The following is a 19,204-nucleotide window of genomic DNA, read 5'->3' on the forward strand; positions in this document are numbered from 1 at the left end:
CTTCTTGCTTCTAGTACAACACGGCGGAAATAAACCACCTATTTTCAATCAATGAAATGCTTACGCTGTATTCATTTTTAATTTTTAATTTTTAATTCCGCCTTGGGGTACTAGCCTTGCCTTAAGGGGGATAGAAACAATAAATTCAGCCCCTTGTCCTAAAACGGATACACATTCTAACTGTCCTCGATGCTTTTTAGTCACAATCTGGTAACTAATAGATAGCCCTAAACCAGTGCCTTTACCAACAGCTTTGGTAGTGAAAAAGGGTGTGAAGAGTTGCGATCGCACATTCTCACTGATACCAGAACCGTTGTCAGCAATGCGAATGACGGCTAAATCGCCTTCAACAGTAGTACGAATTGTAATGATACTTGGCTGAAGTGCGATATCGGCATAAGTCCGATGTTCATTAAATTCCTCTAAAGAGTCGATCGCATTTGCGAGCAGATTCATAAATACCTGATTCAGTTGTCCAGGGTAGCACTCTACAGGTGGCAGGTTGCCATACTCCTGTATTACCTGAATTCCGGGAGAGTCAGGTTGGGGTTTGAGCCGATTTTGCAAAATCATTAGAGTACTATCAATGCCCTCATGGATATTAACGGCTTTAACATCAGCTTCGTCTAGGCGGGAAAAGTTTCGTAAAGATAATACAATTTGACGAATGCGATCGGTTCCCACTTGCATGGAAATCAACAGCTTAGGTAAGTCTTCCATCAAAAAATCTAAGTCAACTGCATCTATTTCATTTTGAACTTGAGGTGGTAAATTCTGGTTTTGCTGCTGATAAAGTTGTACTACACTCATCAAGTCTTTGACATAATTATTTACGTAAGTCAGGTTGCCGTAGATAAAGCTGACTGGGTTATTAATTTCGTGAGCAACACCTGCCACCAACTGCCCTAGGCTAGACATTTTTTCGCTTTGCACCATCTGAGACTGGGTAAGCTTCAATTCATCGAGTGTGTGTTCTAGCTGCTTTGCTTTCTCACGCGCTTGTGTTTCCGAAATTTCTAACTCCTGGGAGTATATGTGCAAATTTGTGTAGAGCCGAGCATTTTCTATAGAGATGGAAACTTGCGAAGTTAATAAGTTCAGTACCTCTAATCGATCTGCGGTAAAGACTCCGGTAGTGAGATTATTTTCCAGGTAAAGAACTCCAGTTAGCTTACCCTGATGAGAGAAAGGCAAACACAAGATTGATTTGGGTTGATTGGCAACAATATAGTTGTCACTCACAAAACGCTCTGTGTGGCTAGCATCGTCTAAAACCAAATTTTCTTTTGTTCTTTCAACGTAGTTAATCAGCAAAACTGGTAGCTTATGCTTTACTTGAAATAGACTCGACGATCGCACTGTTACTTGATCTCGATCAATACTTCCTTCGGCTTCGATCACCCACTGGTTCTCTCGTTTTACAAGTAGATAACCCATTTGGGCACCAGCATTCTCGATCGCGATCGTCATCATTTTCTCTAGCAGCGGATTTAGCTCCATCTCGCTTGAGAGTGCTTGAGACGCTTTAATTGCTGTGCTTAAATCTAGAGTTTGGGTTTTAGCTTCAGAAATATCCCGAATCTGTTTTGTAGCCGTACTACGCCCATTTACCTCCCTGGCTGGATCTCTAAAAAGTTGGGAGTATTGTTCATCCAGTTGTCGGACTTTACCTGTAGCTTCCCACTTGAGATACCGATAGCGGGCTTCTTTAAAATAAACTTTGGCAAAGTTTATTCTATCCTTGTCCAAGTAAAATCGAAATGCAAGTTCGTTTGCTAAGGCTTCATTTTGTAAATAACCGTTTTCGCCAGCAGAAGCGATCGCTAGATCATACAGCTCCATTGCCTGATAATCTTGTTTAGAAATCCGAGCAATTTCAGCTTGAATCAGCAAAAACTTGTGTTGATAATTGGTTGGGCAGTGCATTGCCCATTGCTGGAATTTTTCTAAGTTGGCATTTAATTTATGCAGATAAATAACTTGAGTTGCGGTATCGGCCTCCACACAAGCCCCTGCTAAGGCAATACTTTGGTGAAAATAGAAAACAGGATTAATAAAAATTCCTCGCGCTCCCGCAACAAATTTTTCGGCATTCTCTGCATATTCAACAGCTTTGGTATACTCTCCATACCAGTTACAGAGCGCCAGTTTATAGATGTAAACTACAAATGCACTCAACATATCCGAAGATGCCAATGCAAACTCTAGCACTTGCCGTTCATCTGCCCAAGTGCCCACAAGTTCGTCAATCTTGCCTGCTGGCTTAGTCAAATTAGCGATCGCTTCCATAGCCAGCAGATGGTAGTTCAACATATTTTTGTCAATCTTGCGGAGGCTAGGAATAAAATCTTTGGCTACTTCTGCGGTTTTTTCTAAAGATTCATTTCCAAATAAGCACTGCCATAAAAAATTAACTGAACAATAACCAGACCACTGATAAGAACCTGTTTCTAAACCACTATTAAATCCTTTTAATAAATAAGGTTTACCCTGGCTAATATGGTCTTTGTAGTGACGAATTAAACCTCCCCACATATTCAAAATATTCGCTTCCAATTCCTTCGTTCTTAAAATCTCATGCAAACGCAGAGATAATTCACCAAATTCATAACCTGAATCTACTTCACCATATTCAAATACTAAGTTGAAAGAATACAGCATATAACCAAATACAGAAATTCGTGAGTTTCCATACTGAACTGAAAGTTGAGTTATGTTCATAGATGTAATATGCAACGCTTTAGATCCTAAAAAGTAGGCAATGGGCCAAACTTCTTTTAAGATGCGTTGAGCTATTAGCTTTTCCTCGTCTTGCATTTGTGGTAATTCTGCAAGACTAAAAGTTGTGCGATCGCCAATAACTTTTTTTGTTTGATTAAGTTTTTCTAATAGATATGCATCATCGGGATAGGCTGCAAACTCAAAACCTAAAAGTTCTAAGGTGTTTAACCCAATTTTATATGCAGAGTTTAAATCATTCTCCATGCGATAACACATAATCAAATATTCATTGACTCGACACATATCAAGAGTAGTTTTAACCTTGGTGAAAGTCTGCCCGAAAATCAGCAAAGCTTTCTCATAGTTACCATTTAAAAACTCTGCTTCTCCAACTTGCAAATATAAAGTTAACGTAAGTAAATATTTATCTTCCCAGCTATTCTCAGGTAGATAATTCATCCCAATTTCCAGCAATTTGAGTGCAGTTACAAACGCCGAAGATGATTTTGCCCGTTGACCTGCTTTCAGATTTAATTCTGCTAGTTCATATCTTTCTGCTAGTTCTACAATCAATGAACTGCCAGCATTGAGATGGTTGACGATCTCAAAAAGATGTTCTTCTAATTGGGCTTTTTCAGTATTATGTAATAGTAATTTACCTACCTTCAGGTGTACTTGTTTTTGCTGATCGGTGGGAATTAAAGAATAGGCAGCTTGCTGAACGCGATCGTGCAAAAACTTATAGTCAACTTGTACCGCCGTATCACAGTATGTTGCCAATTCTGACTGATTCAACAACTGAGGAATTTTGTAAGTATCGCTTAAAGGTAGAATTAATCCCGCCCGCAAAGCTGACCATAAATCAATTGCTGTTGCTGATGCAGATTTTTCGTTGACTACAGCTAGTATTTCTAAATTAAAGCGGTTTCCAACACAAGCAGCTAATTGTAAAACTTGCTGCGTTGGTGCTGATAATCTCTGAATTTTATTCACCATTAAATCGACTACATTATCGGTAATATCTTGTTCCTGAATTCTGTTAAGATTCCACTGCCATAAACCTAAACGATAATCAAATGTCAAGAGATTATCTTGATGCAATACTTTTAGTAACTGAGTCAAGAAAAAGGGATTACCTTGGGTTTTTTGAAATAGCAAATCAGCTAGAGGTTCTGCCTGAGATGATTCGCAGTTGAACGTGTCACTAAGCAGTTGAGTAATATGAGGTGTTGCTAATGGCTTCAAAAGCAACTCTTCAATGGTTGCCCCAGATGCTCGAATTGCCTCTAGCATTAGCATCAGTGGATGGGTGGGACTAACTTCGTTATCTCGGTAAGCCCCAATCAGTAATAGATACCGACTTTCTGGGTCAGTCATCAAATTTTCGACCAGCTTCACAGAGGCAGCATCCGCCCATTGGAGGTCATCTAAAAACAATACTAAGGGATGTTCAGCAGCAGTAAAGGCATGGATAAATTGCTTAAACACCCGATTAAAACGGTTTTGAGACTCAGCAACCCCCAATTGGGGTACAGGCGCTTGCTGTCCAATAATCAGTTCTACTTCCGGGATGACATCAATAATAACTTGACCATTAGCTCCCAATGCTTGTAGTAATTTATTTTTCCAAACCTCAACTCTGGCTTGGCTTTCAGCTAACAGTTGCCGCATCAATTCTCGAAATGCTTGAATCAAAGAAGCATAAGGAATATCTCGCTTGAGTTGGTCAAATTTGCCACCGATGAAGTAACCTCGTTGCCGTACAATCGGTTTGTGAACTTCGTTAACTAGTGAGGATTTACCGATGCCTGAATATCCTCCTACCAAGACAACTTCACTCTCACCAAGACTAACTTTATCGAAGGCAGACATTAGAGTTGCTACTTCTACTTCCCGACCATAAAGTTTTTGAGCTATTTGGAATTGATGCGAAAAATCCTGCTGACCCAAGCTAAAAAGGTCAATGCTGCCTTTTGTTTGCAGTTGTATCGCTGCTTGCTCTAAGTCAGCCTTTAACCCGTAAGCACTCTGGTAACGGTCTTCAGCAGTTTTGCTTAGAAGTTTCATAGCGATCGCAGAGATTCCCAATGGTACATTAGGATTAATCTCGTGCGGAGCTACAGGAATTTTGGCAATGTGACAATGCACCAACTCCATTGAGTCTTGAGCATTATGGAAGGGAAGCTGACCAGTCAGCATTTCGTAGAAACTGACACCTAATGAGTAAAAATCTGTCCGATAATCTAAGGTTCGGTTGATACGTCCGGTTTGCTCTGGTGACATATAAGCCAGTGTTCCTTCTAGAAGGTTGAGGCTAGTAATTTCTGGACTTTCTTTGGATAACAGCGAAGCGATGCTGAAATCAATCAGTTTTATTTTTTCGGTATTGGGGTTATAAAGAATATTTTCGGGCTTAATATCCTTATGGATAATGTGGTGGGTATGTAACTCTCCCAATGTTCCAGTAATTTGATCGGCAATGTTAAGAAATTTTGTAATTTCAATCCCTGTCGTAGATATCTGATGTTTTAAGCTTTCTCCACCAAAGTCTTCTAAAACCAGTGCTAGACCATTATTGTAGCCGTTGTCATAACTGATTAATTCATGGGCTTTAATTACACCTGCAATATTCAAATTTTGGATGATTTCGTATTCGTGCTTGAGTTGGGCAATCTCTTTGATACTGGGATACTCTGCTTTGAGCAGTTTGATAACAACTGAGTGTCCGTTAGCCTTGGAGTATGCTCGATAAATTACTGTGGTAGCAGCTTCATAAATTAAACTTGTAATACTATAGTTAGGGATGTGAGCAATTAATTTAAACATTAATACTTGTCTGAATTTTGTTTTCTAAGAGATTTTGGTAGTTACTATGATAGTTCCCAGAATTCAAGTCAAGTTAACTCTTCAAATACTAATTAAATAGAGATTAGCTTTGCTAATCTTTAACACCACGCAATGACTATAAACTTTCTCTGACAGTGTGTACTGTTCGTTGATTTACGTAATAGTCTAAGTCTAGTTATGCTAAATAACTAGCGAATTTACCTACTTGCGTCAGTTTAAGAACCTTCACGGGGTATTGATGCTGCGATCACTAACGTCTGGCTGAAGACGGCGCAGATATTGCCATCAGTTACGCCACCTCATCGGAAAAGGCCGCGATCGTTGTCCGGGAACTCGAAGAAAAAGGCGTTAGTGCCGCCGCCTTCAAAGCCGACCAAGCTGATCCTCTCCAGGTGGGAAATTTGGTTAAGATGGTCGCCGAACGCTTTGGATTTTGATAAAGGGACGGTAAGAGAAAAGAATATCTCATTGCTGTGTAAGTAGAAGAAACATTGGAGACATAGGAAGCAGAAGAATCTAATAGTCGTCCTCCTAATGTTGTTCCAGTAGTTAAAATGTCAACTTTGACACAGTATTTTAGTCCGAAAGTGTTATTGGGGAATTGTTTCTAAATCTTGGCAAGTATCATTTGTAGCGCTAAATATTCCTTGCAAAATTTCGAAACATTTAGCTTGTGGCTCAGGAGTTGAGAAATTCCAGAAAATTTCTTTAGAAAAATCGAAATTTCAAACTTGATTGCGATAATAAGTTTAGGTAAAAGCAACAGAGAACAGGGCAGGGGTTGGAAGGAGACTGTTAACCCATCCAACACAATGTCCCATTGGGACGGGGCTTCTGACCCAATGAAAGGTCGAGGGAACAAGATCCGTATCTAACCAAAAACCTTCACTGTTGCCGACGGCCAAAAGTTAGTAATTCAAACCTGTTTATCCTCAAGTGTTAAATTTCCCAGTACTACACATGAGTAGAGCCAATGACTGCTTTATCACCAGATCATTCAATCAGTTCATCAAGTACTCATACTTTAGATATAGCTAGGCAAGAGTATCAATATAACTACAACCATATTCCATCTATTGCAATGGTGGATCAGCTTTCTATTGCGGAAGAGTTCACCACTAACTGGTATTTTTTATTAGCCCAGCAGTTACGAGTTATTTTTATCAATACCTTGATTGTCAACAGAGGCAATCAAGATTCTAAATCGATTCGTGATGATGTCGAAAGATTTATTTTAGAAGCTTTTCTTAAGGGAGCAGTACCAGCCCGAATCAGCATTCTGGCAAGAATCCTGCAAATTGTCCCTCAGCTTTTGCTCAAAGGGATATCTAAGGATTTTAGAGAACTCGACGAGCTTTTTCATTCTATTCTGAAAGAAAACGGACTAGTAATCCTTAGAGATGCTCTAAATAGGATAATTAATCTTCTATATGAAGGACAGCCTACAGGACATGTAAGCAGTCTAAAGGACTATGAAGATTTGTTTCCGGTGATTAGTCTACCAGCCATCGCTAAAACTTACCAGGAAGATGAAGTCTTTGCGTACATGCGAGTGGCTGGCTATAATCCCGTAATGATTGAGCGGGTAACTACTCTAAGCGATCGCTTCCCAGTCACAGACGAACATTACCAAGCAGTGATGGGAACTGACGATTCATTAGCAGCAGCCGGGCTTGAAGGGAGACTCTACTTAGCTGACTATAAAATTTTAGATGGTGCGATCAACGGTACATTCCCACACGAGCAAAAATATCTCTATGCTCCCTTAGCACTATTTACCTTACCCAAAGGTTCAGACCCCACCCGTCTATTGCGTCCAATAGCAATTCAATGCGGTCAAACCCCAAGCCCAGATTATCCAATTGTTACCCCTGACTCCGGTAAATACGCTTGGCTTTTTGCCAAAACAGTTGTTCAAATAGCAGATGCAAACTACCACGAAGCTGTTACTCATCTGGCAAGAACTCATCTTTTAGTTGGTGTTTTTGCGATCGCAACTGCTCGACAATTGCCACTCACACATCCCCTCAGAATCCTTCTGCGCCCGCATTTTGACAGCACATTAGCAATTAACGATGCCGCCCAACGTACTCTCATTGCTCCAGGCGGTGGTGTCGATAGATTACTCTCAGCATCAATCGATAATTCTCGCGTTTTAGCAGTGCTAGGGTTGCAAAGCTATGGTTTCAATAGTGCCATCTTACCTAAGCAATTCCAACAGCGCGGTGTAGACGATCCCAATCTCTTGCCTGTTTATCCTTACCGGGATGACGCATTATTAGTGTGGGATGCCATTCATCAATGGGTTTGGGACTACCTGAATCTTTATTACACCACCGATGAAGACATTCATCAAGACACAGCCCTGCAAGCGTGGGCAGCCGAAATCTTAGCTTACGATGGTGGTCGTATCCCCGATTTTGGCGAAGATGGGGGCATCAAAACCCTAAATTACCTGATTGATGCCACTACACTGATTATTTTTACTGCCAGTGCCCAACATGCAGCCGTTAACTTTCCGCAAAAAGATTTGATGAGCTACGCCGCAGCTATACCAATGGCAGGTTATTTACCAGCCTCAACTCTTAAAAGAGAAGTTACTGAACAAGACTACCTTAATTTGCTCCCCCCTTTAGATCAGGCGCAACGGCAATACAACCTACTCAGCTTATTAGGGTCTGTATACTACAACAAGCTAGGCGAGTATGAGCAAAGATACTTCACAGACCAAAAAATAAAACCATTGTTGCAGGCATTCCAAAGTAATCTTCAGCAGGTAGAAGATACCATCAAGCAACGTAATTTCTACCGTCCACCCTATGAGTATCTACTTCCTTCTAAAATTCCTCAGAGCATCAATATCTGAATTAGGGACAAATAACTAATGACTAATGACAAATGACAGTAAATATTATGACACTTAAAGATAAAGTTCTCAAAGGTCACGATCGCCAGCTTTGGCTTGCACCCATACTAGCCAAAGTAGGTTATGACACTGCGATCGGCAAGTTTCTGCGTTTGATTTTCTATTATACAGATGCTTTAATCATACTCAAAGCGTGGCGGGACTTTCTCTACATCCGTAAGGATAATATTGGAGATAAGTATTTTGCAGTAGACCAAGCAATTATGCATTCCTCTCACTCGCAGGTGAGGGAACTAATGCAAACCCAACCACAATTGCGGGGAAATGATTTAGGCATCATCAGAATATTAGCTCCTAACTACCTGCTTGATAATCCTCTGAGCTTGGGAACAAACGGTAACGAACACACAGGAATACGTAGTGTAATCTTACAAGCCTTACCAGAACCCTCTCAAAAGATAGACTTTTTAGGTAATATAGTTGAGCAAAGCTTGTTAGAAGCTGCTAAACAAGGCAAATTACACATCGGCAACGATTTGCCAAAGATCATGCTATCGGTTTTGCATCAACTGGTTTTTCAGATATCTTTATCTGAGGAAGAAATCACAGCATCCGATAGTTACATTAAAGGTTTGGCTCTCGCATCCTTGCCTAATTTTATTAACAAGTATCTGCTGGCAATATTAACAGCGCCAAAAATTCGGCATCGTCAATATTTAACTAAGCGATATAAACAATCAGCTAAATGGGCATCTTACTTTGAAACAGGCGCTCAGTATCAGTTGAATGAACACCAAATCGCTAATACCCTTTTCGATATGATTCATATCGCTGGTACTGCCGGCACGAGTGCGCTTTTAGGATCAGTTATTGGTGTTCTCTGTTTGGATAATGCCCTCAGAAATGATGTAGTCTCAGAAGTTAATGCAGCCTGGAATGGTAAGAAAACTTTAGACCCAGACGCTCTAGAACAGTTAACACTTCTCAATCAAGTGATTCTAGAAACGGCTCGTCTCTATCCACCTGTGCGGTTTGTTAGCCAACTCACCACTGAAGGGGGTGAAGTTGAGATTGGAGAACAAAAATGTCCATTCCAAAAAGGTACTCGTTTGCTTGGCTCTATTTTTACGGCTAATCGAGATACCAACAGATACCAAAATCCAGATGACTTTGACCTAACACGGAATTTTTCAGATATTTTATCTTGGAACGGTGAAGGGCATGAACGAGCCTGTCCTGGTAAATCCTTATCAATTGGCTTTATCAAGATTTTCTGTTTACATCTGTTCCAGAACTATCAATGGGACTCAATTACAGAAGTCAAATGGGATTTTGAAAAAGTGACTGCCGTTACTCCTAATAATTTAGTACTACAAGGTTTTGCTCAACGAATGTAAGTCATAAAGTTAGGAGTTGGCAGCTTTGAATTAGAGGATGTTTGTAAAGTGTTTTTTGGATGTGTATTAATTACGAATTACGTTAGCAGTAGCGGGGCGTAGCCCATTACGAATTAAAAATCACTATGGCTGAATTAATTGAAAAAAAGCAACTCGATAATATTGCAACCTGGATGATTCAAATTAAAGAAACAAACTTACCATCTATCCTAAAGGGTGTGTTCTTTATGGATGGTAATCCCCTTCCAGATACTTGCATCACTATGTACAATTTGGAATGGGACACACAGACAAGAACTTTGGTTTTACCAATTTTTTCACCGTTACAGTGGACTTTTCATAACTCGATTGCGGGTTGGATATTACTACGTTTAATTCAATGGTTTCAAGTAACTTATAAAATTCAATTTGAAGATGAAACGTTGCAACAAGCTCAAATCATCCCCATTTTGCTGGGAATACCAATTTCAACATTGATTGTAAGTTGTACAATGTCCCAAGACAAAAATTCTCTTAATGGAGATATTTGGCACAGAAAAAACGTTTGGTTCGGCGGACTTTCTAGGGCTGGTGAGTATACTCTCCGTAAGGTTGTTGATAAAGATGGTTGTTATACTCCTGCTTTTAACGATATGCTTTCTAGGGTGAAAAATGAGTGTTTAGTGATTGTACACCACTCAAATCAACAAAAAGCGATTACGATATCTTAACCCAAATTGTAAAAGGAAATATACCTGATGAACTATTGTGATAATCAAAATCTGCCAGACAATCAACCGTATAAAATTTACGAATTTAAAAAAACTAATCAGGAAAAAATCCCTGGCTACTTAGTAGTTAGTACTGCAAAACTGAACGTTGAGACAGAAGAAAATAATTCTAATAGATATTTATCATTAGTTGTTAATAAAAAGCTTTTTAATATCAATGATGGACAAGCTGAACCTTCAACCCAAGACATGATTGAGAAAATTGCTAAAATTTTGGAATCAAGCCCCGAACCAGAAATTATTATAAATATTCATGGATATAGTTCTACACCATCGGATACAGAGACAGGCTGCAAAAAGATTTATGAATATATTAATACGTCTATTCAGCAACCAAATAAGTATATTTTTATTGGATATAGATGGCCATCGGAAAATCCCACAAAAATGGATGAGTCTGGTTCTTTTGGGCAAAAGCTAATCAACGCACTTTCTTCTCTACCAACTTTACTAGCTATCAATTTAGCTCTGGGACTAACAATTAGTATATGGTCTGCTATAGCTTTATTGTTCCTAAATATTTTGAGTAATAGCGCTGTCCACTTTTTCACAACGATGTTAATTTTATCTGGCATTGTATCTGCAATTATTTTTACATTAATCATTCTTAGGCTATCTACTTATTTTCGTGATACTTATAGAGCGACTAATTACGGAGTTACAGATTTAGTTGAATTGATTAGACAGCTTGATTATACGGTAAAGCTGCCTCGAAATAAACGGATTAAATTATCTTTTATTAGTCATAGTATGGGATGTTTTGTAGTTACAAATGTAATTCGGATTCTCTCTGATGTTTTTGATGTAAAGTCTATTAATAAAAAACCAGATTCGGATATTGGCAATGTATTTAGATTAGGCAGACTTGTGCTAGTTGCACCTGATATTCCTGTAGAAAGTATCTTCCCAGGACGTGCTAATTTTCTTCGTTCTTCTTTACGTCGCTGCGAAGAAGCTTATATATTTTGTAATGAGGGAGACTTAGCGTTACGATTTACCTCTACTGCCGCAAATTATTTTAGTTTTCCAGCGCGAACTCGTATTAGTGGATACAGGCTTGGTAATATAACAGTTAAGCATTTCAAGGATAAAAATGATTTAGTGGGTCACGCACCTAGATATGGAGTTGTTAATTTGCACAAGCAAGACTATGGCAAAGGTTATAGACTTGACAACCCTTATAAATATTTAGAAATTCGTTCTTCTAGTAGCGAGCATAGAAAAATTGAAGAGATAACTAAAATGTCAGAAGATTGGGTACAACCCGCAGATTTATTTACATATTTTGACTGTACAGATTATAAAGATGACCGAATGGATCAGATCGGAATTGTTAGTTCTGCCATCCAAAAGCCAGCGATAAATGTTGGGAATTATATTCTCCTAACCTTGGCATTTATTCGGAAGTCTATTAACAATAGAGATCCTCAAGGTATTGATACCCACACAGGCTATTTTGGAGGTGGTTTTAGTCAAAAAGCCATTTACGAATTAGCTTTTTTAGGATTTCAAGGATTTTTACGATCTTTGTCAATTGAAGGAGACGAGTCTGAGCAAATTAGCGTTTTTTCTCAAAGATGCCAAGAAAAGCAAATTCAAGTGATTCTTGCGCCGCAAATTTATCAACAAAAAACTCAACGTTAGACAAGAGATTTCGAAATCATTGGTGATACGGGTTGGCAAACGCTACATCCTCAGTATTTAACGTGAGATAGATTGTGCTTGGAGAATTCTGCCAAAACCTGAATCATCGCCTTGTCGCCTTTAATCTCAACCCCACTCATTAGATCGATCAACACCACTCTCAGTCCATTAATGCCCACAATGGCACTATATCCTTTGGCTTTAGCCAGGGATGGAACCACGTTATTGAAGAACCATTCAGTGTCCTTGATATCCAGCCAGATTCCCAATCTTATGAATTAGGCTATTGGCAACCACTAGTGCAAAAACCAACCCAAGAGTTGGCAGTTGGGCTGTCGTTTTCGCGCCAATCAAGCCAAACTGAGTTGGGTATTGATAATATTGGGCCGTTTCGCCTCTCACCAGATGCAGATGAGAACGGAAAAACAAATATTTCGGCTGTGCGCTTTTTTCAAGAATATACCCAGCGAAGTAACCAGTATGTGTTTGCGGCGCGATCGCAATTGAGTTTTGGGGTAGATTGGTTTGATGCCAATGTCAGTGAGAATGAATTAGATAGTCGCTTTTTCGCATGGCTGGTACTTTTCACTGCGTTATTCCCCATTTTGAGGCGATCGTTTCAAAACTATACTGTTTTGGGCAACCTAAAATGCAAGGTATAAATAAAGGCTTGGCAATGACAACGAACTCTATTTGGTTGGGTCTGTGCATTGGAATAGTGCCGTTGATGGTAATGCCTGTCAGTGCCCAGATAATTCCTGATAGCACTTTAAATACTACTGTCTCTCAAAGTGGCGATAACTTTACCATCATTAACGGTAATCGAGTTGGCAACAATTTATTCCACAGCTTCAGCCAATTTTCAGTTCCTAGCAACGGCTCGGCTTTTTTCAACAATGCCGCAGATATCCAAAATATCTTCAGTCGCGTCACTGGAGGTAGTGTTTCCAACATTGATGGTTTAATTAAAGCCAATGGTGGCGCTAATCTATTTCTGCTCAATCCCAGTGGGATTATTTTCGGTGCGAATGCCCAACTTAATATTGGCGGCTCATTTATTGGGACAACTGCTGAGAGCATTAAATTTAGTGATGGTGCTGAATTTAGCGCAATTAGTCCCCAAGCTAACCCCTTATTAAGCATCAATGTTCCCATTGGGCTACAAATGGGTAGTAATCCTTCTTCAATACAAGTTCAAGGTACAGGACATACCTTAACTATTACCAGTAATCTGGCTCCTTTAATTCGTACTCCTAGCCCAACAGAGTTGCAAGTACAACCTGGAAAAACCCTGGCGCTGGTGGGTGGTAATCTGAATCTGAATGGAGCAACCCTAAACGCCGAAACAGGACAAATAGAATTAGGTAGCTTGGGAGGTTCAGGATTAGTTACTTTAGTTCCAAACACTCAAGGTTATACGCTTGGGTATGAAAACGGGCAAAGCTTTGGTGATATTCAACTAGCACATAAGTCACTGTTAAATGTCAGTGGGGTAAATGCGGGTTCGGTTCAGATTCAGGGACGCAAGATTAAATTAACTGATGGATCGCTAGTGCTGACAACAAATCTCGGCAATCTCCCGAGTGGTAACATCCACCTTCAAGCATCAGAAGCGATCGATATTATTGGCACAACAGCCGATGCCAAAATTCGCAGTGGGATTCGTAGTGAAATCTTGGGTAGGGGAACTGGTGCAAATATCTCTATCATCACTCCTCAGTTAAGGCTTCAGCAAGGGGCAGGGTTGAATAACACAGCATTTGCAGTTGCAGATAGTGGCAAAATTCAGATTGAAGCCTCAACAATAGAATTATCTGGCTCCTCTTCCCTCAATCCAACTGGCGTTACTAGCATTACGACTACTGCACGCGGTACTGCTACTGCCGGTGATATCTCCATCAATTCCGATCGCTTGCTAGTGTCTGATGGTGCAGCATTATCTTCTGTTGCCTTTGGTAATGGCTCTAGCGGTCAGGTAAGCATCCACAACAGTGACACTATAATTAGAGGAGACAATCCCGCCGGACTTTACAGCAATATTAGCGCCCTCACCTACGGTACTGGCAGCGCCAAAACCTTGACACTGGATACTGCAAGATTACAAGTGTTAGATGGAGGAGTGGTTGCCGGAACCTCATTTTTTATCGGTAATGGAGGAGATATTAGGATAAATGCCACAGAATCCATCCAAATCAGTGGTCGCAGTCGATTAAATCAAAGCAGCATTAACTCCTCCGTTCTCAAGTCAGAACCATTAATCCGCAAGTTATTTAGTTTGCCAGATATACTAACGGCAAATGCTGGTAATGTCAGCGTGACTACACCTAATCTGATATTGCAAAATGGCGGTACTTTGAGCGTTACTAACCAAGGTAGTGGTAATGGTGGCAATCTTAACATCACAGCCGATCGCATCCAATTAAAAAATCAAGGTTTAATTCAGGCACAAACAGAATCTGGTAATGGTGGCAACATCAGCTTACAAGTCGAAAAGTTTTTGTTGATCCGCGATCGCAGCCAAATAACTGCAACAGCTGGCGGTTCAGGGGATGGGGGCAATATCAATATTAATGTACCTATCGTTGCTGGGTTGGAAAACAGCGACATTATTGCTAATGCAGTTAAAGGACGTGGGGGTAATATTCAAATCGCCACACAGGGAATTATTGGCTTACAATATCGTCCTCAAATCACTGGTGAAAATGATATTACTGCCAGTTCACAGTTTGGTGTTAGTGGTACGGTACAGATTAATCACATTGGTGTCGATCCAAATTCTGGCTTAGTGGAATTGCCAGCAAATGTTACCGACCCATCCCAGCAAATAGCTAGTGCTTGTTCTGCAAATCAAGGCAGTCGATTTGTCGCAACAGGACGGGGTGGGATACCGCAAAATCCCAATCAAGATGTGACGAGCGATCGCACTTGGTCTGATATCCGCGATATCTCTGCATACCGCAAAACTGGCGAAATCACGACGCAAACCCCTGCATCCTCAGAGCTTTTTGTCCAAGCTACAGGTTGGCATCGTAACACTCAGGGAAAAATTGAGTTAGTTGCAAATAAATCTTCTGTTCAGGTACAACAATCATTGTCAACTTGTGCTGCAATGCCAAACTAATCAATCATGACGCTGGAAATGATAAAGTCAAAACAAGTGGAAATTTTGATATGGCTCAAGCTTTACCCAAAGTATTTACCTTAGAATAATTTATCGAATGGCTGCCGAAAAACACTTTTAAGCACTAAGAAAAATTGAGCTATTATGCAGATAAATACCCTGCTCAGGTTCAGCAATTATTAACTTGTGCTGCTATTTTCAAAAATTAATTACAACTCTTAATAATGTTGTTATAGCGGTTATCAGTCTTGTGAGGTACAGTAGCAGCAGTGAGTAAACCAACCCAGCAAATTCTCTATTGTCACTTCTGCGAATGCCGTATCTAATGCCTGGAGTAAATCAGGGTATGTCCTTGCACCGATGCGACGGAGAATGTTCTTAATCTTGGACCAACAATTCTCAATCGGTGAAAAATCGGGAGAATAGGGGGGGAGATAAATGAGATGAGCGCCAGCAGCGATGAGCAAAGCTTCAAGTTCATCACTTTTATGGATTGAGCAGTTATCCATGATCACCACTGCACCAGGCCAAAGTTTGGGTACGAGCTTTTGGGCGATGAAGGCATCAAAAGTCAAAGCATCGATAGAACCTAAGCCACTCCATTGGGTGAGCAGTCCTTTCAAGCTAATTGCACCAATTACCGAGACATTTTTCCCTTTGCGGTTGGGCTTTTGAGCATAGGCCTGAAGGCCAGGCAAGGCGCGGGCACATTTGCGGATGAAGGACAGATTAACTCCCGATTCATCTAAGAAAATCAGCTCTTCGACGGGTATCCCCCTCAAGAGTTTCCAGTACTCAAATCGGGCTAGTTGGACTTCATCACTACCTTTTTTTGTGAGGTGGAGACTTTTTTTTGAGGTTGAGGTGAAGTTTCCAGCGAACCATCCGATTCACCGTAGCTACCCCAATTAAGACCTCTGTTTTCTCGTAAAGTCGTTCCCGCAATTCGCTTAACGTCGCATCGGGCTGTGCTATGACGAGTTGGCGCAGGATTTCTAACTGTTCAGCATTCAACTTTGTTGCTGTCTGCTCAGTCCGCACCTTGGGGCCTATCATCCCCAATTCTCGATGGCGTTTGAGTAAATTTTGCACAAAACTTAAGGTGACACCAAAGTTTTTAGCCAGTTTTCGTTGGGAAATGTCACCGCAGGCATAAGCATCAACTATTTTTTGACGCAAGTCGAGAGAGTAGGCTTTCATCACCACCAATTATCAGTAGAATTGCTCTCTCCTACTGTACTGAAGTAGACTGATAACCGCTATAATACCACTAATATTATTTATGGGAACCATAAATCTATAAAGTATAAAAGGTAACTTCATGATGAGTGTGACCTCTGCTTGGTTAGGTTTAATTAGTGGAATACTAACAGGTGCGATGTGGTCTGGTCTTGCCAATGCCCAAGTTACTCCCGATGGAACCCTTAACACTACCGTCTTCCAAAATGGTAATAACTTCACTATTACTAATGGAAATCGTGTTGGCAACAATCTTTTCCACAGCTTCAGCCAATTCTCAATTCCTAGCAAAGGCTCTGCATTCTTCAATAATACTTTAGATATCCAAAACATTTTCAGTCGCGTCACTGGGGGCAATATTTCCAGCATTGATGGTTTAATTAAGGCAAATGGTAGCGCCAATTTCTTTCTGCTCAATCCCACTGGGATTATGTTTGGTCTGAATGCCAAACTTGATATTGGTGGTTCATTTTTAGGTAGCACAGCGTCAAGTATCCGCTTTGCCGATGGAGTAGAGTATAGTGTCGCAAATCCTACGACTTCGCCATTATTGACGATGAGTGTGCCGATCGGTTTACAAATGGGAAATAATCCCGGTGCTATTAACATCCAGAACACTGGTCATCGTTTGGTGTTCCCGATCAACCCTTTCGCCTCTTCTCCAGATCGAAGCAACAATCCTGTAGGATTAGGTGTTAACCCTGGCAATACCTTGGCATTAATAGGGGGAGATATCACCTTAGATGGTGGAGTGTTAAATACACCCTCTGGACATATTGAACTCAGTAGCGTCAGAAATGGGACAGTTAATCTGAACACTTCGTCTCCTCGTTGGAGTTTTGATTATGGCAATCTTCAGACATTTGGTAACATTTATCTGTCGCATCAATCCCTGACCGATGCCAGTGGTACTCCTGCGGGTTCGATTCACTTTCAAGGTCAAAAGATTAGCTTTAATGATGCTTCTGCTGCCTTATTAGTTAATCAAGGAAGTCAAAATTCTGGCGATATTAACGTTAACGCTAGTGAGTCCTTAGAACTAGGGGGACTCGGCACTGATGGATTTCCACAAAGTTTATTGCGTGCTGATAATTTCGGTGATGGTGCTGGGGGTAATATCGTGGTTTCTGCCTCACAAGTATTCCTCCACGATGGTGGTTCTTTTCATGGATTCAATTTTGGTAAAGGTCTAGGAAGTAATATCTCTGTAGAAATTGAAGATTTGCTTCAGATTGTCGGATTATCACCGATTAGTGGATTTGCCAGTTCACTAAACACAAACACCAGTAATTCTGGGAAAGGTGGTGATATTCGAGTAGTTACCAACAAATTGCAGGTTTTAGATGGTGCTGTCATCGGCAATTCTAGCTTGGGAAATGGTATAGGAGGTAATACCACGATTAATGCTACTGACTTCATCGAAGTGATCGGAGAAAACCCACAAAACTTAGCTGATAGCGTCATAGTTGTCGGCACATTCAGCCAAGCAAATGCAGGTCAATTAACCATTAACACTTCCAAGTTAAGGGTGCGAGATGGAGGAGGCATTGTTGCTTCTACCGTTAATAGCGGTAATGGTGGGGATTTGCTAATCAATGCTTCAGACACTGTTGAAGTCAGTGGAGTAGGTAGTATTTCTCGTCTTCCTAGTCGAATTGGTGCTAGAGCAGAATTACTGGCACCACCCATTCGGCAACTATTTAGATTACCAGATGTGATCACAGGTAACATAGGTAAACTCGTTGTTAACACCCCGCGCTTGCAGATTACAGATGGGGCAATTGTAGGCGTTGATCATCAGGGTGTTGGCGATGCAGGAAAACTGGAAATTAACGCACATTCAATCCGGCTCGACAATGGTGGTAGCGTGACCGCCGCTACTGCTCAGGGTGAAGGTGGTAACATTTTTGTCCAGGCTAATGACTTGATCTTGCGCCGTGGTAGTTCAATTGTTACTAACGCAGGTGGTATTGGCAACGGTGGCAACATCACTATTAACTCTCCGATCATCGTTGGATTAGAAAACAGCGATATCATTGCCAATGCCGTCGTAGGTAAGGGCGGTAACATTAACATTGCTACTAAAGGCATATTCGGTTTAGAATATCGCCTCCAACTCACCCCAGAAAATGACATCACTGCCAGTTCACAATTTGGGGTTAACGGTACGGTTCAAATTAATAACATTGGTGTCGATCCCAATTCTGGCTTAGTAGAACTGCCAGAGAATGTCACTGACCAATCCCAGCAAATTGCTAGTGGTTGTTCTGCAAACCAAGGTAGTACTTTTGTGGCAACAGGACGAGGTGGCATACCGCAAAATCCTACGCAGGAAATTGGGAGCGATCGCACTTGGTCTGATATCCGCGACATCTCTGCATACCGCAAAACACAGCCAGTAGAAGCCCAAATTCCCCCATCCTCAGAGGTTCTTGTCCAAGCCACTTCTTGGCATCGCAATGCTGACGGCAAAATCGAGTTAATCACAGATAAATCTCCTGTTCAAGTGCAACAGGCATTAAACTGTGCTGCTGTTCCCAAGAGTTAAGATGGTAATGGGCAGAAGTTACACTGATAAAATTTGCTTATCAAATTAGAT

General features: G+C 40.7%; 11 protein-coding genes. 7 read left to right on the top strand and 4 right to left on the bottom strand.

Annotated elements, in window-relative coordinates:
* Window positions 1-84: 84 nt before the first annotated feature.
* Window positions 85-5,547: an ATP-binding sensor histidine kinase gene (locus FBB35_RS20160; RefSeq protein WP_174711114.1), complete on the bottom strand. Its 5,463-nt coding sequence runs from the start codon at window positions 5,545-5,547 to the stop codon at window positions 85-87.
* Window positions 5,548-6,541: 994 nt separating this feature from the next.
* Here FBB35_RS20160 and FBB35_RS20165 point away from each other — a divergent pair.
* The 4 genes from FBB35_RS20165 to FBB35_RS20180 all read left to right on the top strand — a co-directional run bounded on the left by FBB35_RS20165 (window position 6,542) and on the right by FBB35_RS20180 (window position 12,245).
* Entirely contained in the window at window positions 6,542-8,434 is a 1,893-nt protein-coding gene (locus tag FBB35_RS20165) for a lipoxygenase family protein (RefSeq protein ID WP_174711115.1), read from the top strand.
* 32 nt (window positions 8,435-8,466) lie between these two features.
* Entirely contained in the window at window positions 8,467-9,831 is a 1,365-nt protein-coding gene (locus FBB35_RS20170) for a cytochrome P450 (protein WP_254625631.1), read from the top strand.
* A 125-nt stretch (window positions 9,832-9,956) separates the two neighbouring features.
* Window positions 9,957-10,541, top strand: a complete 585-nt coding sequence (locus FBB35_RS20175; protein ID WP_174711116.1) for a hypothetical protein — start codon at window positions 9,957-9,959, stop codon at window positions 10,539-10,541.
* A 27-nt stretch (window positions 10,542-10,568) separates the two neighbouring features.
* Window positions 10,569-12,245 carry an alpha/beta hydrolase gene (locus tag FBB35_RS20180; RefSeq protein ID WP_174711117.1) on the top strand — a complete coding sequence of 559 codons (1,677 nt, stop codon included), beginning with the start codon at window positions 10,569-10,571 and terminating at the stop codon, window positions 12,243-12,245.
* Window positions 12,246-12,295: 50 nt separating this feature from the next.
* Here the strand turns inward: FBB35_RS20180 and FBB35_RS35840 are convergent, their stop codons facing one another.
* Complete coding sequence (locus tag FBB35_RS35840) at window positions 12,296-12,466, bottom strand: hypothetical protein (protein ID WP_368041783.1); 171 nt, start codon at window positions 12,464-12,466, stop codon at window positions 12,296-12,298.
* Between the two features lie 78 nt (window positions 12,467-12,544).
* Between FBB35_RS35840 and FBB35_RS35845 the strand changes: the two genes are divergently transcribed.
* Entirely contained in the window at window positions 12,545-12,907 is a 363-nt protein-coding gene (locus tag FBB35_RS35845; RefSeq protein ID WP_368041784.1) for a hypothetical protein, read from the top strand.
* Window positions 12,908-12,921: 14 nt separating this feature from the next.
* Window positions 12,922-15,366 carry an S-layer family protein gene (locus tag FBB35_RS20190; RefSeq protein WP_174711118.1) on the top strand — a complete coding sequence of 815 codons (2,445 nt, stop codon included), beginning with the start codon at window positions 12,922-12,924 and terminating at the stop codon, window positions 15,364-15,366.
* A gap of 242 nt (window positions 15,367-15,608) precedes the next feature.
* On the opposite strand, the gene FBB35_RS34875 is transcribed toward FBB35_RS20190, so the two are convergent.
* Window positions 15,609-16,148 carry an IS630 family transposase gene (locus tag FBB35_RS34875; protein WP_254625632.1) on the bottom strand — a complete coding sequence of 180 codons (540 nt, stop codon included), beginning with the start codon at window positions 16,146-16,148 and terminating at the stop codon, window positions 15,609-15,611.
* Between the two features lie 40 nt (window positions 16,149-16,188).
* Window positions 16,189-16,566 (bottom strand): transposase, encoded by a 378-nt coding sequence (locus FBB35_RS34880; RefSeq protein ID WP_254625633.1) that lies wholly within the window; start codon window positions 16,564-16,566, stop codon window positions 16,189-16,191.
* Between the two features lie 124 nt (window positions 16,567-16,690).
* Between FBB35_RS34880 and FBB35_RS20200 the strand changes: the two genes are divergently transcribed.
* Window positions 16,691-19,153: an S-layer family protein gene (locus tag FBB35_RS20200; RefSeq protein WP_174713716.1), complete on the top strand. Its 2,463-nt coding sequence runs from the start codon at window positions 16,691-16,693 to the stop codon at window positions 19,151-19,153.
* Window positions 19,154-19,204: the final 51 nt, after the last annotated feature.

This window comes from Nostoc sp. TCL240-02, assembly GCF_013343235.1.
Taxonomy (GTDB): Bacteria; Cyanobacteriota; Cyanobacteriia; order Cyanobacteriales; family Nostocaceae; genus Nostoc.